The sequence below is a fragment of the Streptomyces sp. NPDC085927 genome (genome assembly GCF_044540975.1).
Classification (GTDB): domain Bacteria; phylum Actinomycetota; class Actinomycetes; order Streptomycetales; family Streptomycetaceae; genus Streptomyces; species Streptomyces hirsutus.
This window is the reverse complement of sequence record NZ_JBITSN010000001.1, coordinates 214324-236306: the sequence shown is the minus strand read 5'-3', so window position 1 is coordinate 236306 and position 21983 is coordinate 214324. Positions and strand designations below refer to the sequence as shown.

At 72.1% G+C, this 21983-nt stretch carries 21 protein-coding genes and 1 riboswitch; of the genes, 12 read left to right on the top strand and 9 right to left on the bottom strand.

Translation table 11 applies throughout. From position 1 onward, the window contains the following. Positions 1 to 82: 82 nt before the first annotated feature. Positions 83 to 883, bottom strand: a complete 801-nt coding sequence (gene hisN / locus ACIF80_RS01160) for a histidinol-phosphatase (RefSeq protein ID WP_399797793.1) — start codon at positions 881 to 883, stop codon at positions 83 to 85. A 181-nt stretch (positions 884 to 1064) separates the two neighbouring features. On the opposite strand from hisN, the gene ACIF80_RS01155 reads away from it, so the two are divergent. Next, positions 1065 to 1679, top strand: coding sequence for a TetR/AcrR family transcriptional regulator (locus ACIF80_RS01155; RefSeq protein ID WP_399797790.1), 615 nt, complete (start codon positions 1065 to 1067; stop codon positions 1677 to 1679). 28 nt (positions 1680 to 1707) lie between these two features. Here the strand turns inward: ACIF80_RS01155 and ACIF80_RS01150 are convergent, their stop codons facing one another. The 4 genes from ACIF80_RS01150 to ACIF80_RS01135 form a co-directional block, all read right to left on the bottom strand. Continuing rightward, positions 1708 to 2031: a DMT family transporter gene (locus ACIF80_RS01150; RefSeq protein WP_399797788.1), complete on the bottom strand. Its 324-nt coding sequence runs from the start codon at positions 2029 to 2031 to the stop codon at positions 1708 to 1710. A 181-nt stretch (positions 2032 to 2212) separates the two neighbouring features. Continuing rightward, on the bottom strand, positions 2213 to 3223 hold the full coding sequence (gene rsgA / locus ACIF80_RS01145; protein WP_399797786.1) for a ribosome small subunit-dependent GTPase A: 1011 nt from the start codon (positions 3221 to 3223) through the stop codon (positions 2213 to 2215). Between the two features lie 10 nt (positions 3224 to 3233). Then, the gene (gene aroA / locus ACIF80_RS01140) at positions 3234 to 4550 is read right to left on the bottom strand and encodes a 3-phosphoshikimate 1-carboxyvinyltransferase (RefSeq protein WP_399797783.1); all 1317 of its coding nucleotides are present in this window, start codon (positions 4548 to 4550) and stop codon (positions 3234 to 3236) included. 190 nt (positions 4551 to 4740) lie between these two features. Then, complete coding sequence (locus ACIF80_RS01135; RefSeq protein WP_399797780.1) at positions 4741 to 5463, bottom strand: M50 family metallopeptidase; 723 nt, start codon at positions 5461 to 5463, stop codon at positions 4741 to 4743. Between the two features lie 105 nt (positions 5464 to 5568). Here ACIF80_RS01135 and ACIF80_RS01130 point away from each other — a divergent pair, with 105 nt between their 5' ends. The 10 genes from ACIF80_RS01130 to ACIF80_RS01085 all read left to right on the top strand — a co-directional run bounded on the left by ACIF80_RS01130 (position 5569) and on the right by ACIF80_RS01085 (position 16197). Further along, complete coding sequence (locus ACIF80_RS01130; RefSeq protein WP_399797777.1) at positions 5569 to 6384, top strand: SOS response-associated peptidase; 816 nt, start codon at positions 5569 to 5571, stop codon at positions 6382 to 6384. A gap of 10 nt (positions 6385 to 6394) precedes the next feature. Further along, positions 6395 to 7084 carry an alpha/beta family hydrolase gene (locus ACIF80_RS01125; RefSeq protein ID WP_399799358.1) on the top strand — a complete coding sequence of 230 codons (690 nt, stop codon included), beginning with the start codon at positions 6395 to 6397 and terminating at the stop codon, positions 7082 to 7084. Positions 7085 to 7391: 307 nt separating this feature from the next. Next, positions 7392 to 8078: an RNA polymerase sigma factor SigR gene (sigR, locus tag ACIF80_RS01120; RefSeq protein ID WP_399799356.1), complete on the top strand. Its 687-nt coding sequence runs from the start codon at positions 7392 to 7394 to the stop codon at positions 8076 to 8078. Next, the gene (gene rsrA, locus ACIF80_RS01115; RefSeq protein WP_399797774.1) at positions 8075 to 8410 is read left to right on the top strand and encodes a mycothiol system anti-sigma-R factor; all 336 of its coding nucleotides are present in this window, start codon (positions 8075 to 8077) and stop codon (positions 8408 to 8410) included. Before sigR ends, rsrA begins: the two co-directional genes overlap by 4 nt. 192 nt (positions 8411 to 8602) lie before the next feature. Then, positions 8603 to 10066 carry an HD-GYP domain-containing protein gene (locus tag ACIF80_RS01110; RefSeq protein ID WP_399797771.1) on the top strand — a complete coding sequence of 488 codons (1464 nt, stop codon included), beginning with the start codon at positions 8603 to 8605 and terminating at the stop codon, positions 10064 to 10066. Beyond that, positions 10063 to 11397 carry an HD-GYP domain-containing protein gene (locus ACIF80_RS01105; RefSeq protein ID WP_399797769.1) on the top strand — a complete coding sequence of 445 codons (1335 nt, stop codon included), beginning with the start codon at positions 10063 to 10065 and terminating at the stop codon, positions 11395 to 11397. The genes ACIF80_RS01110 and ACIF80_RS01105 overlap by 4 nt, the downstream gene beginning before the upstream one ends. A 290-nt stretch (positions 11398 to 11687) precedes the next feature. Then, positions 11688 to 12668, top strand: coding sequence for a tetratricopeptide repeat protein (locus ACIF80_RS01100; RefSeq protein ID WP_381366514.1), 981 nt, complete (start codon positions 11688 to 11690; stop codon positions 12666 to 12668). A 114-nt stretch (positions 12669 to 12782) separates the two neighbouring features. Continuing rightward, entirely contained in the window at positions 12783 to 13433 is a 651-nt protein-coding gene (gene def, locus ACIF80_RS01095) for a peptide deformylase (RefSeq protein WP_399797766.1), read from the top strand. A gap of 311 nt (positions 13434 to 13744) precedes the next feature. After that, positions 13745 to 14830, top strand: coding sequence for an epi-isozizaene synthase (gene cyc1 / locus ACIF80_RS01090; protein WP_399799353.1), 1086 nt, complete (start codon positions 13745 to 13747; stop codon positions 14828 to 14830). Continuing rightward, a complete protein-coding gene (locus ACIF80_RS01085; RefSeq protein ID WP_399797764.1) occupies positions 14827 to 16197 on the top strand; it encodes a cytochrome P450 in 1371 nt (456 codons plus the stop codon). Before cyc1 ends, ACIF80_RS01085 begins: the two co-directional genes overlap by 4 nt. A gap of 19 nt (positions 16198 to 16216) precedes the next feature. On the opposite strand, the gene ACIF80_RS01080 is transcribed toward ACIF80_RS01085, so the two are convergent. After that, on the bottom strand, positions 16217 to 17179 hold the full coding sequence (locus ACIF80_RS01080; protein ID WP_399797762.1) for a GlxA family transcriptional regulator: 963 nt from the start codon (positions 17177 to 17179) through the stop codon (positions 16217 to 16219). Positions 17180 to 17273: 94 nt separating this feature from the next. On the opposite strand from ACIF80_RS01080, the gene ACIF80_RS01075 reads away from it, so the two are divergent. Then, complete coding sequence (locus tag ACIF80_RS01075) at positions 17274 to 17525, top strand: hypothetical protein (protein WP_399797759.1); 252 nt, start codon at positions 17274 to 17276, stop codon at positions 17523 to 17525. Positions 17526 to 17597: 72 nt separating this feature from the next. Here the strand turns inward: ACIF80_RS01075 and ACIF80_RS01070 are convergent, their stop codons facing one another. From ACIF80_RS01070 to ACIF80_RS01060, 3 genes are all read right to left on the bottom strand, one after another. Beyond that, entirely contained in the window at positions 17598 to 18617 is a 1020-nt protein-coding gene (locus ACIF80_RS01070; protein WP_399797757.1) for a ribonucleotide-diphosphate reductase subunit beta, read from the bottom strand. Then, complete coding sequence (locus ACIF80_RS01065; protein WP_399797755.1) at positions 18617 to 21061, bottom strand: ribonucleoside-diphosphate reductase subunit alpha; 2445 nt, start codon at positions 21059 to 21061, stop codon at positions 18617 to 18619. The genes ACIF80_RS01070 and ACIF80_RS01065 overlap by 1 nt, the downstream gene beginning before the upstream one ends. 146 nt (positions 21062 to 21207) lie before the next feature. Continuing rightward, a riboswitch (cobalamin riboswitch) is annotated at positions 21208 to 21301 on the bottom strand. A 102-nt stretch (positions 21302 to 21403) separates the two neighbouring features. Further along, positions 21404 to 21949, bottom strand: coding sequence for a GNAT family N-acetyltransferase (locus ACIF80_RS01060; protein WP_399797753.1), 546 nt, complete (start codon positions 21947 to 21949; stop codon positions 21404 to 21406). Between the last annotated feature and the right edge of the window lie 34 nt (positions 21950 to 21983).

Below are 21983 nucleotides of genomic sequence, written 5' to 3'. Positions count from 1 at the left end.
CGCCCTGGGGCGCCGACAGCGCTGCCGACGGTGCCATCGGGGACGCCGACGAGGCCGAGGAGGCCGTTGAGCGTCGGCAGCGCTAGTAACGCTGGTTGAGGTAGCCCAGCAGCTCGTCGTGCAGCAGGCCGTTCGAGGCGGCCGCGTTGCCGCTGTGCGGTCCGGGGTGGCCGTCGAGTCCGGTGAAACTGCCGCCGGCCTCGGTGACGACGATCGCGGGGGCGGCCATGTCCCAGAGCGACAGCTCCGGCTCGGCGCACATGTCGACCGACCCCTCGGCGACCATCATGTACGGCCAGAAGTCGCCGTACGCGCGCGTACGCCACACCTCGCGGGTGAGATCCAGGAAGCCGTCCAGACGCCCCTGCCCCTCCCAGCCGCTGAGCGAGGAGTACGCGAACGAGGCGTCGGCCAGCTTGGAGACCCGGGAGACCTGGAGCCGGGAGGCCGAGGACAGGCTGCGGCCGCTGTAGGCGCCGTGGCCCTTCGCCGCCCACCAGCGGCGGCCGAGCGCGGGAGCCGAGACGAGACCGACGACGGGCTGGAAGCCCCCCTCACCGGCCTCCATCAGGGAGATCAGCGTGGCCCAGACGGGAACGCCGCGCACGTAGTTCTTGGTGCCGTCGATCGGGTCGATCACCCAGCGCCGCGGCCCCGTGCCCTCCACCCCGTACTCCTCGCCGAGCACCGCGTCCCTCGGACGGGCGCGCTGGAGGTGACCGCGGACGATGTCCTCCGCGCCCTTGTCCGCCTCGGTCACCGGCGTCATGTCGGGTTTGGTCTCCACCTTGAGGTCGAGGGCCTTGAACCGGTCCATCGTCGCGGCGTCGGCGGCGTCCGCGAGAACGTGGGCGAGACGCAGGTCATCAAGGTAGTCGGGCATGCAACGAACCGTATCTGCCGAGGTGGGGCCAGGGCCACAGGGGGCTTGCGGCCCGTGTGCGGGCCAGAAGCCCGCACACCGCGCGGGCACCGGGGCTCCGCACCCCACGCGAACCCTTGACAGCGCCCGACGGCACGTCAAATCTGAGGCGCAGAGCCGCTCGCCCGCCCCGAGGGAGGCGATGATGCCTGCAGCGCGGGAATCTCTGCTGGACGCCGCTTACGCGGCCCTCGCGTGCCGCCCGTGGTCCGCGGTACGGATGGTGGACGTGGCCGCGGCGGCCGGAGTGTCCCGGCAGACGCTCTACAACGAGTTCGGCAGCAAGGAGGGGCTCGCCAGGGCCCTGGTCCGCAGGGAGGCCGACGGCTACCTCGCCGGTGTCGACCGCGCCCTCACGGTCCACGACGACCCCCGCGACCGGCTCGCGGCGGCGGCCGAGTGGACCGCAGCCGCGGCCCGCCGCAACGCCCTCGTGCGGGCCATGCTCACCGGCTGCTGGAGCGAGCGCCTGCCCTTCCCGGCCCTGTCACCGGTCCGGTCCGGCTCCGTCGTCCCCGCCCAGCGCCGCGCCGACGGCCCGCTGCCCTCCCCCGGTGACCTCGTCGCGCTCGTCCGCGACCGCGCGGTGGCCGTCCTGACCGGCCCCGGCGTGCCCGGGACGGCCGAGACCGCGGAGCTGGCCCGCCTCTGTGAACTGGTGGTGCGCCTCGCCCTGTCCTGCATCGCCGCGCCGCCGGCCGAGGGCGGTGTCGCCGACCTGGTCCGCAGTGCCCTGCACCGTCGGCCGGTGCCGTAGCACCCCCGCGCCCACCGGCGGGCGGCGCTCACTGCGCCGACCCCGACAGCTGCAGCCCGATCACGCCGACGATCACCAAGGTGATCGAGACGATCTTCAGCGTCGACACCAGGTCACCCAGGAACACCATCCCGTAGATCGCCGTGCCCGCGGCCCCGATCCCCGTCCACACGGCGTACGCGGGCCCGACGTCCAGCTTCTTCAGGGCCAGAGTGAGCAGGCCGAAGCTGCCCAGCGCGAACACGCAGAAGGCGACCGTCGGCCAGAGCCGCGTGAAGCCGTGGGACAGCTTCAGGCACACGGCGAAACCGGTCTCGAGCAACCCGGCCACCACGACCAGCAGCCACGCCATGTGTCGTCCTCCCGTTGTCCCCACATACAGTGACCGCTTTTACGTACAGTGACCGTTTCGCCGGGTTCGACGGCTTCGGATCCGGCTCGGTGCGATTATGCACTTACCGCCCGCGGGCCATGACAAACACGCGAGGGCCGACGATCCCGCGTCATGGCCCCGGAGGGCCCGGCCGCTCGGGTCAGTCACCATCCGTGTGATGCCGGGTCGCCAGCAGCCGCCGCAGTGAGTACAGCCGCGCGGGGTCCGCGTGTCCCTCGGCGACCCAGGCGTCCAGCGCGCAGTCCGGTTCGTCGTGACTGCACGCGCGGGGGCAGCCCTCCGTCCCCGGTTCGAGGTCGGGGAAGGCGAGGATGACCCGCGACGGATCGACGTGGTTGAGACCGAACGACCGGACTCCGGGAGTGTCGACCACCCACCCCTCGGCACCCGACAGCGGCAGCGCCAGCGCGGACGTCGTCGTATGCCGTCCCCGCCCCGTCACCGCGTTGACATGCCCGGTCGACCGCCGCCGCTCCTCGGGCACCAGCGCGTTCACCAGGGTCGTCTTGCCGACCCCGGAGTGCCCCACGAACGCCGTGATCCGGCCCGCCAGCTGCTCCCTCACCCGGTCGGCCGCCGAGCCGTTCTCCAGTTCCTCACGGCTGGTGACGACGTACGGGATGTCGAGGTCGCCGTACAGCTCCAGCAGCTTGTCCGGCGGCGCGAGGTCCGACTTCGTCAGGACGAGCAGCGGGGTCAGCCCGCCGTCGTACGCCGCGACCAGACAGCGGTCGATCAGACGCGGACGGGGCTCGGGGTCGGCGAGGGCGGTGACGACGGCCAACTGGTCGGCGTTGGCGACGACGACCCGCTCGTAGGGGTCGTCGTCGTCCGCGGTACGGCGCAGTACCGACGTCCGCTTCCCGATGCGGACGATCCGCGCGAGGGTGTCCTTCTGGCCGGAGAGATCGCCCACGAGCGCGACCCGGTCGCCGACCACCGCCGCCTTGCGGCCCAGCTCGCGGGCCTTCATGGCGAGCACCGTGCGGTCCTCGACCAGACAGGTCAGCCTGCCCCGGTCGACGGTGAGGACCAGACCCTCGGCGGCGTCCTCGTGCTTGGGCCGGATGTGGGTGCGCGGCCGGTTGCCCTTGCGGTTCGGGCGCGAGCGGATGTCGTCCTCGTCGGTGTGCTTGCCGTAGCGGCGCATCGTCTTGGTCCTAGGCCCCGAGCATCCCGGCCCACAGTTCGGGGAAGTCCGGCAGCGTCTTCGCCGTGGTCGCCACGTTCTCGATCCGTACGCCCGCCACCCCGAGGCCGATGACCGCGCCCGCGGTGGCCATGCGGTGGTCTTCGTAGGTGTGGAAGAGGCCGCCGTGCAGCGGGCGCGGGCGGATGTGCAGACCGTCGGCGGTCTCGGTGACGTCGCCGCCGAGCTCGTTGATCTCCTTGGTGAGCGCGGCCAGGCGGTCCGTCTCGTGCAGCCGCAGGTGGGCCACACCGCGCAGCGTGGACGGCGAGTCCGCGAGCGCCGCGACGGCCGCGATGCCCGGCGTCAGCTCACCGACCTCGCCGAGGTCCACGTCGATGCCGTGGACCGACCCCGAACCGGTGAACACCAGTCCCTGCTCGGTCAGCTCGCAGGAACCGCCCATCTCGGTGAAGATCTCCCGCAACCGGTCACCGGGCTGGGTGGTGCGGGCCGGCCAGTCCGGGACGACGACCCGGCCGCCGGTCACCAGCGCCGCCGCCAGGAAGGGCTGGGCGTTGGACAGGTCGGGCTCGATGGTGAGGTCCCGTCCGAGCAGGGCCCCCGGGGTGACCCGCCAGACGTTGGGTTCGCCGCCCGACTCCGGGCTGTCCACCTGGGCGCCCACCGCGCGGAGCATGTCGACGGTCATCCGGATGTGCGGCAGGGAGGGGAGCGTCGCGCCGGTGTGCCGGACCTCGACGCCCTGGTTGAAGCGCGGCGCGGACAGCAGCAGCGCGCTGACGAACTGCGACGACGAGGACGCGTCCACCGACACGGTGCCGCCCTCCAGAGCGCCGCCGCCGTGCACGGTCAGCGGCAGCGCGCCCCGGCCGTCGTCGTCGATCCGGGCACCGAGGTGACGCAGCGCGTCGATGACACCGTTCAGCGGGCGCTCGTACGACCGCGGGTCGCCGTCGAACCGGACGGGACCGTCGGCCAGGGCGGCGACCGGAGGGAGGAACCGCATCACCGTGCCGGCGTTGCCGACATCGACGGTGGCCGGTCCGCGCAGGCCGGTGGGCAGCACCCGCCAGGCCTCACCGGTGCCGTCGGGGCCCACGCCCTCCTCGATCTCGATCCCCATGGCACGCAGCGCGCCGGCCATCAGCAGCGTGTCGCGCGAGCGGAGCGGGCGGCGCAGCCAGCCGGGCTCGGAGGCGAGGGCGGCGAGCACGAGGGCACGGTTGGTGACCGACTTCGACCCCGGTACATGGACCGTCGCGTCGACGGCTCCGCTCGCGTGCGGGGCGGGCCAGAGGGCGGTGGGCGCGGGATTAGCGGTCATGCCCACCACTTTAGTGGCGGCCCGGGCCGCCGGGCGTGCCCGGGACCACCCGGCCGGTCGGCCCCCGGGCCCTCGTCCCCCGGTCGGGTCACCCCACCGGGCGCCCTCGGCCGAGTACGGGCGGGGTCCCGCGCGTGTGCACCCCTGTTGACGCGTCGACGACCACCGTCCCCGGGACGCCCCCGCGGCGTCACAGCCCCAGCAGCCAGCGCCCTCCGCCGAGCAGGGAGCACAGCGACACCGCGTGGAACAGGAAGAACCACAGCCCCGCCGGTACGTGCGTCAGCCGGGACAACTGGTCCGCGTCCGAGTCGCCCGCGCCTCCGCGCGCCCGCTTGGCCTGGAGCTCGAACGCCGGGCGTACCCCGCCGAGCAGCAGGAACCACACCACGGCGTACGCGAACGCCGCCTGGACCTGCGGGCCGGCCAGCCAGGACACGAGGACGAACGTGCCGCCGGTGAGCAGCACCGTCAGCGCCCCGTACGCGTTGCGGATCATCACCAGCATCGCCACGAGCAGCACCGTGGCCAGCCACAGCAGCAGCGTGATGCGCCCGGTGCCCAGCAGCGCCGCCCCGCCGAGGCCCAGCAGCGGGGGAGCCGTGTAGCCGGCCACGGCGGTGAGGATCATGCCGATGCCGGTCGGCTTGCCCCGGCTGACGGTCAGGCCGCTGGTGTCCGAGTGGAGGCGTATCCCCGTGAGGGTGCGGCCGGTGAGCAGCGCCACGAGCCCGTGCCCGCCCTCGTGGGCGATGGTGATGGCGTTGCGCGAGAGTCTCCACAGTCCGTGCGGCGTGACGACGACGAGCGCGGCGGCCAGGGTGGCGATCACCACCCACAGGTCGGGGTCGGGCTGGGTGCCCGTGACCTCGTCCCAGAGGGAGGCGAGCGAGGCGGATGCGGTGCTGTCCATGGTCGGCGGGGGCTCCTCGTGGTCGCGAACCGAGGGGGCGGCGCGAAGCGCCGCGTTGCAAGGGGCGGTGGCAGGGAGACGGGTGGGCCTGGCAGTGTTGCACGTATGTGCGGACGTTATGCAGCGAGTCGCAGGCCCGAGGATCTCGCGGAGGTCTTCGAGATCGAACAGTGGGATCCGGAAGAGGCCCTGGAGCCGGATTACAACGTGGCGCCCACCAAAGAGGTCTTCGCCGTACTCGACCGTGCCCTGAAGGACGCGGACGACCCGCGGCCGGTTCGGCAGTTGCGGAAGCTGAAGTGGGGGCTCGTGCCGTCCTGGGCCAAGACGCCCGAGGGCGGGGCCCGGATGATCAACGCCCGCGCGGAGACCGTCCACGAGAAGCCGTCCTACCGTCGCGCCTTCGCCACCCGGCGCTGCATCCTGCCCGCCGACGGCTACTACGAGTGGGTCACCGGCACGCAGGAGCGTGACCTGGAGGTCGAGGGCAAGCGGAAGCGCCCCCGCAAGCAGCCGTACTTCGTGACACCGGCCGACGGCGCGGTCTTCGCGATGGCGGGTCTGTACGAGTTCTGGCGGGACCGGACCCTGCCGGACGACCATCCGAGGGCCTGGTGGGTGACGTGCTCCGTCATCACCACCGAGGCGGAGACCACGCCCCTGGCGGTGGCACCGGCGGAGGGCCCGACGACCCTGGCCGACATCCACCCGCGGATGCCGCTGATGCTCACACCGGACCGCTGGGACGCCTGGCTCGACCCCGCCCGTACGGAGACCGAGGAACTGCGCGGGCTGCTCGCCCCGCCGCCCTCCGGCCTGATGCGCGCCTTCCCGGTCTCCACGGCGGTCAGCAACGTCCGCAACAACGGCCCGGATCTGCTGAAGGAACTGGAAGCACCGGAAGAGAGCACACTCTTCTGACGTGACGCATGTGAAGAACGCGAAGAGCCCGGAGAACACCCCTGCTGCCGCCGGCACGGCGGAACCGTCGGCCGAGACCGTGGAGACGGACGCCGGCCCCGCCCGCATCACCTGGCACCCCGCCCGGTCCACCGCGCGCCTCGTCCTCGCGCTGGGCCACGGCGCCGGTGGCGGCATCGAGGCGCGGGACCTGAAGGCCCTGGCCGCCGTGCTGCCCGCGCACGGCGTGACCGTGGCCCTGGTGGAGCAGCCCTGGAGGGTGGCCGGCAAGAAGGTGGCCCCCGCGCCGAAGACCCTGGACATCGGCTGGCGCGGCCTCTGGCCCGCGCTGACGAAGCCGGGCCTGCCGGTGATCTCCGGCGGGCGCAGCGCCGGAGCCCGTGTCGCCTGCCGGACCGCCGGTGAACTGGGCGCCCATGCCGTGCTGGCCCTCGGCTTCCCCCTGCACCCGCCCGGCAGGCCGGAGAAGTCCCGCGCCGGCGAACTGCTCGGGGCCGGGGTGCCCACCCTCGTCGTGCAGGGCGGCAACGACCCCTTCGGCAGGCCCGGTGAGTTCCCCGAGGGGGCATACGAACTGGTCGAGGTGGCGCACGGCGATCACGGCCTCGCCGTTCCCCGACGGGCGGACATCACGCAGGAGGAGGCCCTGACGGTCGTCACGGACGCTGTCGTGCGGTGGGCCGGCTCCCTCGTGCCGTAGCGGGTCGCCCCTCTCCCGTGGCGGCGGCCGCCCGGCCCGCCCGGGTAAAGCTTCGGGAATGTCCGGACGCCCTCCGCTGTTGACGCCGACGTGTCCGCCGGTCTGCGGCACAGCCGTCGTAGTCGTAGGAGAGGAAGTCCGCCGCATGGGTTCGACCTTCTGCCCGAGCCGCAAGGGCCGCACCGACCTGGACTGGACGGTGCTGCACGCGGCCAGGACCGTCCCCCTTCGGGCGGCGGACGGACCGGATCGTCGTCTATCCTCCGATTCGGGTGAGGCCGTTCCCGGTCTCGCGACAACGGAGGAGGTGGGTCCGGTTCCCGGTACCGACGCAGGGACCGATCACGGCCAGGCGGAGCAGCCCGAGGGCCAGGGCGACAGGCGGGCGGAATCGGCCGCCGAGCGCAGCGCGCGCTTCGAGCGGGACGCGCTCGAGTTCCTCGACCAGATGTACTCGGCCGCCCTGCGCATGACGCGCAACCCGGCGGACGCGGAGGACCTGGTCCAGGAGACGTACGCCAAGGCGTACGCGTCCTTCCACCAGTTCCGCGAGGGCACCAACCTCAAGGCGTGGCTGTACCGGATTCTCACCAACACGTTCATCAACTCGTACCGCAAGAAGCAGCGGGAACCGCAGCGCAGCGGGGCCGAGGAGATCGAGGACTGGCAGATCGCGCGTGCCGCGTCGCACATGTCGACCGGTCTGCGTTCCGCGGAGTCGCAGGCGCTGGACCACCTCCCCGACTCGGACGTCAAGGAAGCGCTCCAGGCGATCCCCGAGGAGTTCCGCATCGCCGTGTATCTCGCGGATGTCGAGGGCTTTGCCTACAAGGAGATCGCCGACATCATGGGCACACCCATCGGTACCGTGATGTCCCGGCTGCACCGTGGCCGTCGCCAGCTGCGCGGCATGCTCGAGGACTATGCGCGCGAGCGCGGACTGGTTCCGGCGGGCGCCGGAGAGTCGAACGAAGCGAAAGGCTCGAGGTCATGAGCTGCGGAGAGCCGCACGAGACGGATTGCAGCGAAATCCTCGATCATCTCTACGAGTTCCTCGACCGTGAGATGCCGGATTCCGACTGCGCGAAGTTCGAGCACCACTTCGAGGAATGCTCCCCCTGCCTCGAGAAGTACGGGCTCGAGCAGGCGGTGAAGAAGCTGGTCAAGCGCTGCTGCGGGCAGGACGACGTGCCGGGCGACCTGCGCGCGAAGGTCATGGGCCGGATCGATGTGATCCGCTCGGGCCAGGCCGTCCCCGACCAGGACGTCGCTGTCTCCGAGGCGGACGCACCGCCCCAGGCCGCTCCGGCGCCGCAGGAGTCCTGAGCCTCCGGGCCCCGCTGTTCGGACGCCCTGCGAACACCTGCCCCGGAAGGCACCCCCCGAAAGGGGAGTGTCGTCACCCGTACGTGCTAACCCGCGGGTCATGGGCCCGCAGAGGTACCGCTCGTCCCCCTAGGCTCCGGACCCTGACAGGCGACAGGCCGAGCGCGGCCGGCACAGTCGGGGGAGGGGCTCATGGAGGCGTTACCGGCACGGGCCCGCATGTACGTGACCGGTGTCGCCGTGGCGGGCCTGCTCTGTCTGCTGCCGGCGGTGCCCCTTCCGTCCGCGCCGCTGCCACGGACGGTGCCGCTGCCGTCCGCGTCCGGTCCGGACGCCCTCTGGGGGGCCGTCGCCTCGCTCGCCGTGCTGTACGCCGGCTGCGAACGCATGGCCCGGTCCCGGCACCTCGGTGCCCCGAACCCGGGCGGCACCTTCCACCCCGTCCTGCTCGCCGCGGCCTTTCTGCTGCCGCCGTCCGCCGCCGCGCTGGTCGCGCTGCCCGGCGCGCTGCTCATCCCCGTGGACCAGCGGCCGTTCCTCGCGCGGCGGATCTGGCGGGCCGGCCAGCTGACCCTCGCCGTATGGGCCGCGAGCCGGGCCCACCTCGCCGCCGGCGGCCGGGAAGCGGTCGCGGACGGGGACGTTCCGGCAGCGCTGGGCGCGGCCGGCGCCTCGGTGCTGGTGTTCTGCCTGGTGCTCACCCTGCTGGACCGCGGCATCCTGGCGCTGGCGGGCGGTGTGCCGGTTCGGCGCGGGAACCGGGCGCCCCGTCCGGGGTACCGGCGGACGACCTGGTGGCGGCTGTTCCTGCGGTCGCTCGCGCCGGTCACCGTGCACGGGCTCGCCGGACTGATGATGGCCCTGCTGTGGCGCAGCCCCTACGGGCCCGTGGCCGCGCTCCTCGTGCTGCTGCCGATGTGCGTCTCGTGGTGGGCGTTCGCCCAGTACCACCGGGAGCGGGCCGCCCATCAGGCGACGATCCGCGCGCTCGTGCAGGCCGTCGACATCAAGGACGGGTACACGCGCGGGCACAGCGAGCGGGTCGGTCAGGCCTCCACGATGATCGCGCGTGAGCTCGGCATGGACGACGAGCGGACCGAGGTACTGCGCTTCGCGGGCATCCTGCACGACGTCGGCAAGCTCGGGGTGCCCACCCGGCTGCTCACCAAGGACGGGCCGCTGACCCCCGAGGAGCGGCGGGTGATCGAACTGCACCCCGAGTACGGACACGAGATGGTGCGCGGGATCTCCTTCCTGGGCGAGGCCCGCGCGGCGGTGCTGCACCATCACGAACGGCTGGACGGCAGCGGCTACCCCTACGGGCTGGCGGGCGGTCAGATCCCGGAGTCCGCGCGGGTGGTGGCGGTCGCCGACGCCTTCGACGCGATGACCTCCAACCGGTCCTACAGCAGGGCCCGGCCGGTGCCCGTGGCGCTGGAGGAGCTCCAGCGGTGTGCGGGCGACCACTTCGACCCGCGGATGGTGGAAGCGCTGGTGCGGGCGATCGGCCGGACCGGCTGGCATCCCGCGGTGACGGCCGAGGACGTCCGGCAGCCTCCTGGTCCGCCCGCCCCGCCGGCCACCGGGCCCGTCGACGAACCGGCCGCCGCCCAGGCCGCCGATGCGGTCGCCGATCCGCCCGGAGTACGCCGATGACCCTCCGGCCGCACACCCTCGTGCACGCCTGCGCCGCCGCGCTCGCCACCGGCTGTCTCGGCGCCACCCTGTGGCACGGGATCGCGGAACGCGGTGCCGCCCTCGCCTTCGGTGTCCTCGTCGCCGTCGGCGAACTCACCCGGCACCACGGACCGCGGCCCCCCGACGGACGGCAGCCCGGAGACGGAGCGCCGCCGGGCGCCGGAGCGCAGCCCCGCGACGGACCGCGGATCCGGCAGGCCGCGCCGCTCGCCGCCGCCGGGTCACTGGCGTACGCGCTGCTCGGCGAGGCCGGCGGGCGGCCCAGCCACCACGGCGCGGCCCAGGTCGTCGCCGTGGTCCTCGCGGCCTCGCTGCTCGGCAGCGTGCCGCACATCGGGCGCGGGCGCGGACCCACCCGCGACCGGCTGGCCCGCCGGACCCTCACCGTCGGGTTCGTCGCCGTGTGTTTCCAGCCGCTGTACGGCCGGGGGACGTTCGACGACTGGGGCGGCCCCGCCCACGCGCTGCTGCTGCTCGCCCTGCTGTCGCTGTCCGCGCTGTGCGACGCCGTGCTCGCCGCCGCGCTGGCCCACTCCCGCACCGGCTGGCCCTTCCCACCGGTGCTGCGCGACGAACTGCGGGCGCTGCCCGGCATCGGGGCCGCCGTCGTCGCGACGGGCGCGGTGATGGCGCTCGGCGTCGCGGTCGTGGGGCTGTGGGCGCTGCCCCTGCTCTCCGTGCCCCTGCTGCTCGCGCAGCTGTCCTACCGGCGGTACGCGGCCGTCCGGGCCACCTACCGGCAGACCATCGCCTCCCTCGCGCGGGCCACCGAGATCGCCGGCTGCACCCCGGCCGGGCACGCCCGCAGGGTCGCCGACCTCAGCCAGTCGGTGGGCCGGGACCTGGGGCTGACCGAGCCGGACCTGACGGTGCTGGAGTACGCGGCCCTGATGCACGACATCGGCCAGCTCAGCCTTGTCGACCCGGTGCCCGCGGGTGCCACCGCCGCCCTGCCGGCACCGGAACAGCGGCGGATCGCCCTGCTCGGCGGCGCCGTGGTCCGCCAGACCGGGGTGGACCCGAAGGTGGCGGGGATCGTGGAGCGGCAGGCCGAACCCCACTGGGAGCAGCCGCTGGCCGCGCGGATCGTCCGGGTGGTGAACGCGTACGACGAGAAGTCCCGGGCAGGAGGCCCGGGCGGGCCCCTGACGGCACTGGAGGAACTGCGCCTCGGCACCGCCGGCGAGTACGCGCCCCAGGTCGTCGAATCCCTGGCCCGGGTGCTGTCCAGGGCAGCCGGGGCAGGGGAGCACGGAGACGGGCACGACGACGGAGGCGGCCGGCCGTGAGACGGCGGAAGGCCGCCGGGGCGTCGCGGGGGCCGGGATGTGAGGATGAGGACGGCGTAGTGAGCAGGGGGACGCGGACGACCAGGGGCGCGCCGGGGGAAGGGGCGCGAGGACCGGCGTGAGGACGGCGCCCGAGCGCGGCGAGAGCCGCGAACGGGACGGTCTGACCCGGGCGGGTCCGGGGTAACCCATGGGTAATGAGCGCCCTTCCAGCCGTACGTGGTTGGATGCGAAGGAGACGGTGTCCGGGGGCTAGGCCGCCCACCGCACGGAACTGGCAGGCGGGAATCGTGAGGATCTTCGGCAAGGGACGGAACAGGCCCTCCGCCTCCTGGCGGCAGGCCACCGACCGCGCGTTCACACTCATCGGCGACGGCCGTTACGAGGACGCGGGCGCGCTGCTCACCCGGGCCGCCGATCTGGAGCCCTGGCTGTCGGAGTCCTGGTTCAACCTCGCGCTGCTGCACAAGTTCCGCCACGACTGGGAGCAGGCGCGGGCGGCGGGTCTCAGGGCCGTGGCCCTGCTCGACCGGGACGCCGGAGCGCCGGACTGGTGGAACGTCGGCATCGCCGCCACCGCCCTGCAGGACTGGCCGCTGGCCCGCCGCGCCTGGCAGGCCTACGGGCTGAAGGTGCCCGGGAGCCCCACCGACTCCGGCGAGCCGCTCGGCATGGACCTGGGCAGCGCGGCGGTACGGCTGTCCCCGGAGGGGGAGGCCGAGGTCGTCTGGGGCCGCCGGCTCGATCCCGCCCGGATCGAGGTGCTGTCCATTCCGCTGCCGTCCTCCGGCCGCCGCTGGGGCGAGGTCGTCCTGCACGACGGGGTGCCGCACGGCGAGCGGAGCACGGCCGCCGGGCACACCTACCCGGTGTTCGACGAGATCGAGTTGTGGGCGCCCTCACCGGTGCCGACCTGGGTGGTCCTGCTGGAGGCCGCGAGCGAGGCCGACCGGGACGCTCTGGAGCAACTGGCCGCGGACGCCGGGTTCGCCGCCGAGGACTGGTCGTCGTCGGTGCGGCTGCTGTGCCGGATGTGCTCGGAGTCCCGGATGCCGTCCGACGAGGGCGAAGGGGAGCACCTCGACCCGCACGACCACAGTGAGCCGGGGCACCCCGGACCGCTCGGCCACCGCACCGACGGGCAGTTGTGGGTGCCGGAGCGCGAGTGCGGGCTCGCCGCGCCGCCCTCGCTGGTCCGCGGTCTGCTGGACGGCTGGGTCGCGGACAGCCCGGACTCGCGGGACTGGCGGGATCTCGAAGAGGTCTGCTAGGGCGTTCACCGGCCCGGGCGTCGGACAGGGCGCGGGCCGGTCGGCGGGCGGGCCGTTCGCCGTACCCTGTACCAGCATCACACCCCATGTTTTCCAGGAAGGCGTACGTCGGTCATGGCTCAGCAGGACACCGATCAGCAGCACGCGGGCGTGCTCCCCGTCGACGAGGAGGGGTACGTCATCGACACGGAGGGCTGCGCGGAGCGCGAGGCCGCCTGGGTCGAGCGCGGCACCTCGCGGCCGATCACCGTGGTCGGCAACCCGGTGCTGCACAAGGAGTGCCGGGACGTCACCGACTTCGGCCCGGACTTCCAGCAGCTGGTCGCGGACATGTTCGCCAGCCAGCGCACCGCCGAGGGCGTGGGCCTGGCCGCCAACCAGATCGGCGTCGACCTGAAGGTCTTCGTCTACGACTGCCCGGACGACGACGGCGCACGCCACGTCGGCGTGGTCTGCAACCCCAAGCTGGTCGAACTGCCCGCCGAAAAGCGCCGGCTGGACGACTCCAACGAGGGCTGCCTGTCGGTCCCCACCGCGTACGCGCCGCTGGCCCGGCCCGACTACGCCGAGGTGACCGGCCAGGACGAACTGGGCAACCCGGTCAGGGTGCGCGGCACCGGCTACTTCGCACGGTGTTTGCAGCACGAGACGGATCATCTCTACGGCTACCTGTACATCGACCGGCTCTCCAAGCGGGAACGCAAGGACGCGCTGCGGCAGATGGCCGAGAACGAGCCGCGCTATCCCGTGGTCGCCAACGGCTGACCTCCCGTCCCTCCCGGGGTCCCCCGGTCTCCTGGTTCACAGAACTCCCTCACGCACGGCGCCTGTTCCGGTTTCTCCTCCGGAACGGGCGCCGTTCGTCTTTTCGACAGGTGTTCGATCCTTCGGCGGTCCGGCAGCGCGAAACCGGACACGCAAGGGGAGGTTCTCGGCACCGTGGGGTAGTGAAGGAGGCAAATGCGTTCCCAGAACGGTCAGTTGTGGTGCTGAATGGTGGGGTGGGGATACGCACGGGCGCGCGCCCGGTACGGGGGAGAGGCGCGCGCCGACTGGCGGCTGAGAGGGGATTGTTCGTGCATGCTTTGTCACACGGCACCACATCGAAACCGACCACCATCGCAGTTCCACCGGCGCTGTCTCTTCCGGTGATCGAGGCGGCGTTTCCCCGGCAACTCCATCCGTATTGGCCGAAGCTCCAGGAGGAAACCCGTGCGTGGCTGCTCGAAAAGCGGCTCATGCCGGCGGACAAGGTGGAGGAATATGCCGATGGCCTGTGCTACACGGACCTCATGGCGGGCTACTACACGGGTGCCGCCGACGAGGTCCTCCAGGCGATAGCGGACTACAGCGCGTGGTTCTTCGTCTGGGACGACCGGCACGACCGCGACATCGTGCACGGCCGCCCCGAGGCCTGGCGGCGGCTGAAGGACCACCTGCACACGGCCCTCGACACCCCCACGGACCACCTGCGTCACGAGGACGCACTGGTTTCCGGGTTCGCGGACAGTGTGCGGCGGCTGTACTCGTTCCTTCCGGAGACGTGGAACGCCCGGTTCGCCCGGCACTTCCACGCGGTGATCGAGGCGTACGACCGGGAATTCCGCAATCGCACGGAGGGAATCGTCCCCACCGTCGAGGAATATCTGGAACTGCGCCGGCTCACCTTCGCGCACTGGATCTGGACCGATCTCCTGGAGCCGAGCGCGGGCTGTGAACTTCCGGACGCCGTGCGGAAGAACCCGTCCTATCGGAAGGCGGCCCTGCTGAGTCAGGAATTCGCCGCCTGGTACAACGACCTCTGCTCACTCCCGAAGGAATTGGCGGGCAATGAGGTGCACAATCTCGGAATCAGTCTCATCGTCCACGAAGGGCTGACCCTCGAAGAGGCGGTCGTCGATGTGAGGCGCCGCGTGGAGAAATGCATCACCGAATTCCTCGACGCAGAACAGGAAGCCTTACGGTTCGCCGACGGTCTCGACGACGGCACGGTAGGAGGAAAGGAACGGGGCGCGGCCGTGCGGGCCTGCCTCGGCAACATGCGGAACTGGTTCAGTTCCGTCTACTGGTTCCACCACGAGTCCGGCCGGTACATGGTCGACAGCTGGGACGACCGGTCCACGCCCCCGTACGTCAACAACGAAGCGGCAGGTGAGAAATGACCGTCGAGTCGGTGGAACCCGGAGCGTCCGAGGCGACCGCGCTGCGCGAGCCGCCCTTGGCCGGCGGAGGTGTCCCGCTCCTGGGCCACGGCTGGAAGCTGGTGCGCGATCCGCTGGCCTTCATGGCCCAACTGCGCGATCACGGCGACGTCGTGCGCATCAAGCTCGGACCGAAGACGGTGTACGCCGTCACCACCCCCGCCCTCACCGGGGCGGTGGCGCTGAGCCCCGACTACATCATCGCCGGGCCGGTGTGGGAGTCCCTGGGGGACCTGCTCGGCGAGGAGGGCGTCGCCACCGCCAACGGCCCACTGCACCGGCGCCAGCGCCGCACCATCCAGCCCGCGTTCCGGCTCGATGCGATCCCCGCGTACGGGCCGATCATGGCGGAGGAGTCGTACGCGCTCGTGGAGCGCTGGCGCTCCGGCGAGGTACTGGACGTCACGGCGGAGTCCTTCCGCGTGGCCGTCCGGATCGCTGCCCGCTGCCTGATGCGCGGCAGCTACATGGACGCCCGGGCCGAGCGCATCTGCGCCGATCTCGCCACGCTGTTCAGCGGTATGTACCAGCGCATGGTGGTGCCGCTCGGGCCGCTTTATAAGGTGCCGCTTCCGGCCAACCGCGAATTCAACCGGGCGCTGGCCGATTTGCACGTCCTGGTCGACGAGATCGTCGCCGACCGACGGGCAAGCGGTCAAAAACCGGACGATTTGCTGACGGCTTTGCTGGAGGCGAAGGATGATAATGGAGAGCCCATAGGGGAACAGGAGATCCACGATCAGGTCATCGCCATCCTCACCCCCGGCAGCGAAACCGTCGGATCCACCGTCATGTCGCTCCTCCTGGTTCTCACCGAGCACCCGGAACTCGGCGACAAGATCCGCGACGAGGTGAAAACCGTCGTCGGTGACCGCCCCGTCGCATTCGAGGACGTCCGAAAGCTGACGTACACCGCGAATGTCGTCACCGAGACCCTGCGGCTGCATCCGGCCGTATGGATATTGACGCGCCGGGCGGTGGCCGACACGGAACTCGGCGGATACCGCATTCCCCGGGGGGCGGACCTCATCTACAGTCCGTACGCCATCCAGCGCGATGGGCGGTCGTACGAGCGGAACGAGGAGTTCGACCCGGACCGCTGGCTTCCGGAAAGGGCCCAGGACGTGCCCAGGTACGCGATGAGCCCGTTCAGCGTGGGCAACCGGAAATGCCCCAGTGACCACTTCTCGATGGCCGAGCTCACGCTCATCACCGCGGCGGTCGCCTCCGCCTACCGGTTCGAGCACGAGCCCGGTTCCGACACCCGGCCCCGGATCGGCATCACTCTCCGGCCGCGCCGGCTGATGCTGCGGGCACTGCCCCGCTGACCGGCCGTGCGGCGCACGTTCAGGCGGCCTCCGGGCCCCTGAACGTCCGCCGGTAGGCGTTCGGGGTCGTCCCCACGGCGCGTACGAAGTGGTGGCGCAGCGCGGCCGCGTTGCCGAATCCCGTACGGCCCGCGACCGCGTCCACCGTCTCGTCGGTCCCCTCCAGCAGACGCTGGGCGAGCAGCACGCGCTGGCGCAGGATCCAGCGGTACGGCGTGGTGCCGGTCTCCTGCTGGAAGCGGCGGGCGAACGTGCGCGGGGACATGTGGGCGCGGGCCGCGAGCTGCTCGACGGTCACCTCCTGGTCGAGATGCCGCTCCATCCACACCAGCACCTCGGACACGGTGTCGCCGCCGGGCAGCGGCAGCGGGCGCTCGATGTACTGGGCCTGGCCCCCGTCGCGGTGCGGGGGCACCACCATGCGCCGGGCGATCCGGTTGGCGACCTCGGGACCCTGCTCCTTGCGCACGAGATGCAGACAGGCGTCGATCCCGGCGGCGGTGCCCGCGGAGGTGATCACCGGGTCCTCGTCGACGTAGAGCACATCCGGTTCGACGGTCAGGTGGGGGTACCTCCTGGTCAGCGCGTCCGCGTGCCGCCAGTGGGCGGCGGCGCGCCGGCCGTCGAGGAGACCGGCGGCGGCGAGGACGAACACGCCGGAGCAGACGCTGAGCACCCGGGCGCCCCGGTCCACGCCCCGGCGCAGCGCGTCCAGCAGCTCGGGCGGGAAGTCCCGCGTCTCGTAGCACGACCCGGCGGGCACGGCGATGAGGTCCGCCGCCTCCAGCCGGTCCAGGCCGTGCTCGACCTGGATCGAGAAGCCCGTGTTGCTGCGCAGCGAGGGGCCTTCGGCGGAGGCGACCGCGAAGTCGTAGACGGGCAGGCCGTCGTCACTGCGGTCGACGCCGAAGACCTCGCAGACGACGCCGAGTTCGAAGGGGTTCACGCTGTCGAGCAGGACGGCGGCCACATTGCGGAGCATGACCCCAGTGTGCCCTGTCGCTGGCAGTAAATCGAGGGTGTGCGGCAGTCCTGCCACTGTTCGGTAAGGAGTGTCCGGCGCGACAGTGGTGTCCATGGAGACGACACACGTGGAAGCGCTGATCGGAATGCTGACCGTTCTCGGACTGCTCGTCCTGATGGTCCTCCCCGCCGTCATCGGCATCGTGCACGAGCGGAGGATCGACCGGCAGCTGAAGCAGGCCGGGACCGGCCGCGCCGCCGCCGAGCGGGGCCACGCCCCCGCCGGGCCGTCCCGGCCGGAGCGGACCCCGGGGCCCTGCCCCGCGCGGAGTGCCACCCCGCACCGCACCGCACGCGCGGCGTGAGGTGCGGCACCGCCGGTGCGGCGCCCGGGCCGGCGGCCCGGGGAGGAGAGACCTCCCCGGGCCGGGCCGGCTCTAGAACTCCTCGTCCAGGTCGACCGTGCCCTCCACGGCGACCTGGTACGCGGACGGACGCCGTTCGAAGAAGTTCGTCAGCTCCTGGACCCCCTGGAGCTCCATGAAGGAGAACGGGTTGTCCGAGCCGTACACCGGAGCGAAGCCCAGCCGGGTGAGCCGCTGGTCGGCCACGCACTCCAGGTACTGCCGCATCGACTCGGTGTTCATGCCCGGCAGCCCGTCACCGCACAGGTCGCGCCCGAACTGCAGCTCCGCCTCGACCGCCTCGCGCAGCATGTCCGTCACCTGCTGCTGAAGCTCGTCGTCGAACAGGTCCGGCTCCTCCTCGCGGACGGTGTCGACCACGTCGAAGGCGAAGGACATGTGCATCGTCTCGTCCCGGAACACCCAGTTGGTGCCGGTCGCGAGACCGTGCAGCAGGCCCCGGCTGCGGAACCAGTACACGTAGGCGAACGCCCCGTAGAAGAACAGGCCCTCGATGCACGCGGCGAAGCAGATCAGGTTCAGGAGGAAGCGGCGGCGGTCGGCCCGCGTCTCCAGCCGGTCGAGCTTCTCCACCGAGTCCATCCACCTGAAGCAGAACTCCGCCTTCTCCCGGATGGACGGGATGTTCTCCACCGCCGCGAACGCGGCCGTCCGGTCCTCCGGATCGGGCAGGTAGGTGTCCAGCAGGGTCAGATAGAACTGGACGTGCACCGCCTCCTCGAAGAGCTGCCGCGACAGGTACAGCCGCGCCTCCGGGGAGTTGATGTGCTTGTAGAGGGTGAGCACCAGGTTGTTGGCCACGATCGAGTCGCCGGTGGCGAAGAAGGCCACCAGACGGCCGATCAGATGCTGTTCGGCGGGGCTCATCTTCGCGAGGTCGGCGACGTCCGAGTGGAGGTCGACCTCCTCCACGGTCCAGGTGTTCTTGATCGCGTCCCGGTAGCGCTCGTAGAAGTCGGGGTAACGCATGGGGCGCAGGGTGAGTTCGAAGCCCGGGTCGAGCAGGTTCTGGGTTCGGGGGGCGGTGGTCATCACTGGCAGGCCTCGCAGGACTCGGGGTTCTCAAGGGAGCAGGCGACGGCTTCGGGGTCGGCGGCCGGCTGCGGGGCGGGGACGGGAACGGGGCCGGTGGCGGCAGTGGGCTGCGCCTGGGCCGCGCGGGCGATGCGGGTCGCCGGCCGGGAGCGCAGGTAGTACGTGGTCTTCAGGCCCCGCTTCCAGGCGTAGGCGTACATCGAGGAGAGCTTGCCGATGGTCGGCGTCTCCAGGAACAGGTTCAGCGACTGCGACTGGTCCAGGAACGGGGTGCGGTCGGCGGCCATGTCGATCAGGACGCGCTGCGGGATCTCCCACGCGGTCCGGTACAGGCCGCGCACCTCCTCGGGGATCCAGGTGAAGTCCTGCACCGAGCCGCCGGCCTCGCGCAGCGCCTCGCGGGTCCGCGCGTCCCACACGCCCAGCCGCTTCAGGTCGTTCACCAGGTACGAGTTGACCTGGAGGAACTCACCGGACAGCGTCTCGCGCTTGAACAGGTTGGACACCTGCGGCTCGATGCACTCGTACACGCCGGCGATGGACGCGATGGTGGCGGTCGGCGCGATCGCCAGCAGCAGCGAGTTGCGCATGCCGACGGAGGCGATGCGTTCGCGCAGCGCCGTCCAGCGCTCGGGCCAGGCGAGTTCGGTGTCGTAGTGGTCGGGATGCAGCACGCCCCGGGCGGTGCGCGTCAGCTCCCAGGCCGGCAGGGGGCCGACGGGTGCCTCCGCCGCCCCGGAGCCCGTCGCGGGCGTCCGGGGGCGCGCGGCGAGGTCGGCGGAGGTCTCGTACGCGGCGAGCATGATGCGCTCGGCGATCCGGGTGGAGAGCCGCCGGGCCCCGGGGGAGTCGAAGGGCAGGCGCAGGGCGAAGAAGACGTCCTGGAGGCCCATCACCCCCAGCCCCACCGGGCGCCAGCGCGCGTTGGAACGGCCCGCCTGCTCGGTCGGGTAGAAGTTGATGTCCACGACCCGGTCGAGGAAGGTGACGGCCGTGCGCACGGTCTCGTCCAGCCGCTCCCAGTCCAGGTCACCGGCGGCCGGGTCGACGAGCGCGCCGAGGTTGACCGAGCCCAGGTTGCACACCGCTGTCTCCCCGTCGCTGGTGACCTCGAGGATCTCCGTGCACAGGTTGGAGGAGTGGACGACGTGGCCGGGCTCGGCGGTCTGGTTGGCGGTGCGGTTGGCGGCGTCCTTGAACGTCATCCAGCCGTTGCCGGTCTGGGCGAGGGTCCGCATCATGCGTCCGTACAGCTCCCGGGCGGGGAGGGTCTTGCGGGCCAGGCCCGCGGCCTCGGCGGCCCGGTAGGCCGCGTCGAACTCCTCGCCCCACAGGTCGACCAGGTCCGGGACGTCGGACGGGGAGAACAGCGACCAGGCGGCGTCGGCATTGACCCGGCGCATGAACTCGTCCGGCACCCAGTGCGCGAGGTTCAGGTTGTGCGTACGGCGGGCGTCCTCACCGGTGTTGTCGCGCAGCTCCAGGAACTCCTCGATGTCCGAGTGCCAGGTCTCCAGGTAGACCGCCGCCGCGCCCTTGCGCCGGCCGCCCTGGTTCACGGCGGCGACGGAGGCGTCCAGGGTCTTCAGGAACGGGACGATGCCGTTGGAGTGCCCGTTGGTGCCGCGGATCAGCGAACCCCGGGAGCGGATGCGGGAGTAGGCCAGGCCGATGCCGCCGGCGTGCTTGGAGAGGCGGGCCACCTGGTGGTAGCGGTCGTAGAGGGAGTCCAGCTCGTCCTTGGGGGAGTCGAGGAGGTAGCAGGAGGACATCTGGGGGTGCCGGGTGCCGGAGTTGAACAGGGTGGGGGAGGAGGGCAGGTACTCCAGGCGGCTCATCAGGCCGTACAGCGCGGCGACTTCGTCCACCGAGCGGGGAGTGCCGTCCTCGGCGAGGCCGGCGGCGACCCGCAGCAGGAAGTGCTGCGGCGCCTCGACGACCTTGCGGGTGACCGGATGGCGCAGCAGATAGCGGCTGTACAGGGTGCGCAGCCCGAAGTAGCCGAAGCGGTCGTCGGCGCGGGGGTCGATCAGCGCGTCGAGACGGTCCGGGTGCAGCAGGACGAACTCGGCGGTCCGGTCCGCGATGAGGCCCTCGCGGTGGCCGGCGGCGATCGACGAGGTGAACGACGTGACCCCCTGCGAGGCGGCCTCGGCGCGGATGCCGAGGGTCAGCAGCCGGGCGGCGAGCCGGGAGTAGACGGGGTCCTCGGAGATGAGCCCGGCCGCCGCCTCGGTGGCCAGCTCCCGCAGTTCGGCCTCGTCCGCACGGGCGGACCGGCCGCGCAGCGCGGCGGCGGCGACCCGGCCGGGGTCGGCGTCGGGGAGGTCGGCGGTCAGCTCGGTCAGGGTCCGCAGCAGCGCGGCACCGGGGCCGTCGCTCACGTCGCTCATGTCGGTCACGTCGACCGCTGAAGCAGGATCGGCTGGCGCGATGGTCACGTGGGGCTCTCCCTCGCTCGGCACGGGGCCTCGGCGAGGGCAGGGGGCAGCACACGGGCACGCGAACGGGCCTCGCGTCCACCGGCCCATTCCGCGAGGCCCGGACGTCAGGCACCCGGACCGGACGGCCGGGCGCACTGTCGGCAGGTCCTCGGACTGAAGCCCGTGCGGGCACGCGGAAAACGCGAACACGCACAAGTACACCGTTGCGGGACAGTTCCGGATTCGCACCGGATTCCCCTGCGGCGACAGCGAGCATGAGCATACATCTTGTGCCGGGTGCTGTCGGCAGCCCCATATCTTGTGTCCCGGCGGGTGCTGTGGCGCAGGGCCGCAGGAGTGTCAGAGCGTCAGCTCATAGGTGAGCAGCGTGATGTCGTCCAGGTGCGGAACAGGGTTCCAGTCCCGCCCGGGAGAGCGGACGAAGCCGAGACGCTCGTAGACGCGGTGGGCCGCACGCATCGTCCGCTGGGTCGACAGCACGATCCGTACGCACCCCTCCGTGGCCCGTGCCCGGTCGGCACAGGCGCGGACGAGGGCCTCCCCGACACCCCGGCGCCGGGCGGCGCGGGCGACCGCGAGCATCCGGATCTCCGCCTCGCCGGGCCCGGCGATGTCGGCCATCGGCCCGCCGCGCGGCACGAACGTCACCCCGCCCAGCACTCGCCCCGCCCCGCCCGCCCCCGCCACCCCGGCAGGCGCCCCGGTGCCCTCCACGGCGACCAGTACCTCGGCGGCCGCGGCCCGCCCGGCGACGTCCCTGAGCTCACCGAGGTACGCGTCGCTCTCCCCGAAGTCGAGCAGTCCGTCGCGCAGGTAGGCCTGCGCGGTGATCTCACCGAGTTCCCCGAACTCGTACGGCTCCACCGGCCGGATGACGATGTCCATGGGGCGAGTGTGCCCCACGCGGGTACGGCAAGGG

What these genes read in the sequence shown, in the direction of transcription:
- ACIF80_RS01085 (WP_399797764.1), top strand. Translation starts at nt 14,827, where the DNA reads ATGACCGTCGAGTCGGTGGAACCCGGAGCGTCCGAGGCGACCGCGCTG.
- ACIF80_RS01080 (WP_399797762.1), bottom strand. Translation starts at nt 17,179, where the DNA reads ATGCTCCGCAATGTGGCCGCCGTCCTGCTCGACAGCGTGAACCCCTTC.
- rsrA (WP_399797774.1), top strand. Translation starts at nt 8,075, where the DNA reads ATGAGCTGCGGAGAGCCGCACGAGACGGATTGCAGCGAAATCCTCGAT.
- aroA (WP_399797783.1), bottom strand. Translation starts at nt 4,550, where the DNA reads ATGACCGCTAATCCCGCGCCCACCGCCCTCTGGCCCGCCCCGCACGCG.
- hisN (WP_399797793.1), bottom strand. Translation starts at nt 883, where the DNA reads ATGCCCGACTACCTTGATGACCTGCGTCTCGCCCACGTTCTCGCGGAC.
- ACIF80_RS01130 (WP_399797777.1), top strand. Translation starts at nt 5,569, where the DNA reads ATGTGCGGACGTTATGCAGCGAGTCGCAGGCCCGAGGATCTCGCGGAG.
- rsgA (WP_399797786.1), bottom strand. Translation starts at nt 3,223, where the DNA reads ATGCGCCGCTACGGCAAGCACACCGACGAGGACGACATCCGCTCGCGC.
- ACIF80_RS01150 (WP_399797788.1), bottom strand. Translation starts at nt 2,031, where the DNA reads ATGGCGTGGCTGCTGGTCGTGGTGGCCGGGTTGCTCGAGACCGGTTTC.
- ACIF80_RS01135 (WP_399797780.1), bottom strand. Translation starts at nt 5,463, where the DNA reads ATGGACAGCACCGCATCCGCCTCGCTCGCCTCCCTCTGGGACGAGGTC.
- def (WP_399797766.1), top strand. Translation starts at nt 12,783, where the DNA reads ATGGCTCAGCAGGACACCGATCAGCAGCACGCGGGCGTGCTCCCCGTC.
- ACIF80_RS01070 (WP_399797757.1), bottom strand. Translation starts at nt 18,617, where the DNA reads ATGACCACCGCCCCCCGAACCCAGAACCTGCTCGACCCGGGCTTCGAA.
- ACIF80_RS01060 (WP_399797753.1), bottom strand. Translation starts at nt 21,949, where the DNA reads ATGGACATCGTCATCCGGCCGGTGGAGCCGTACGAGTTCGGGGAACTC.
- ACIF80_RS01075 (WP_399797759.1), top strand. Translation starts at nt 17,274, where the DNA reads ATGGAGACGACACACGTGGAAGCGCTGATCGGAATGCTGACCGTTCTC.
- ACIF80_RS01155 (WP_399797790.1), top strand. Translation starts at nt 1,065, where the DNA reads ATGATGCCTGCAGCGCGGGAATCTCTGCTGGACGCCGCTTACGCGGCC.
- ACIF80_RS01105 (WP_399797769.1), top strand. Translation starts at nt 10,063, where the DNA reads ATGACCCTCCGGCCGCACACCCTCGTGCACGCCTGCGCCGCCGCGCTC.
- ACIF80_RS01110 (WP_399797771.1), top strand. Translation starts at nt 8,603, where the DNA reads ATGGAGGCGTTACCGGCACGGGCCCGCATGTACGTGACCGGTGTCGCC.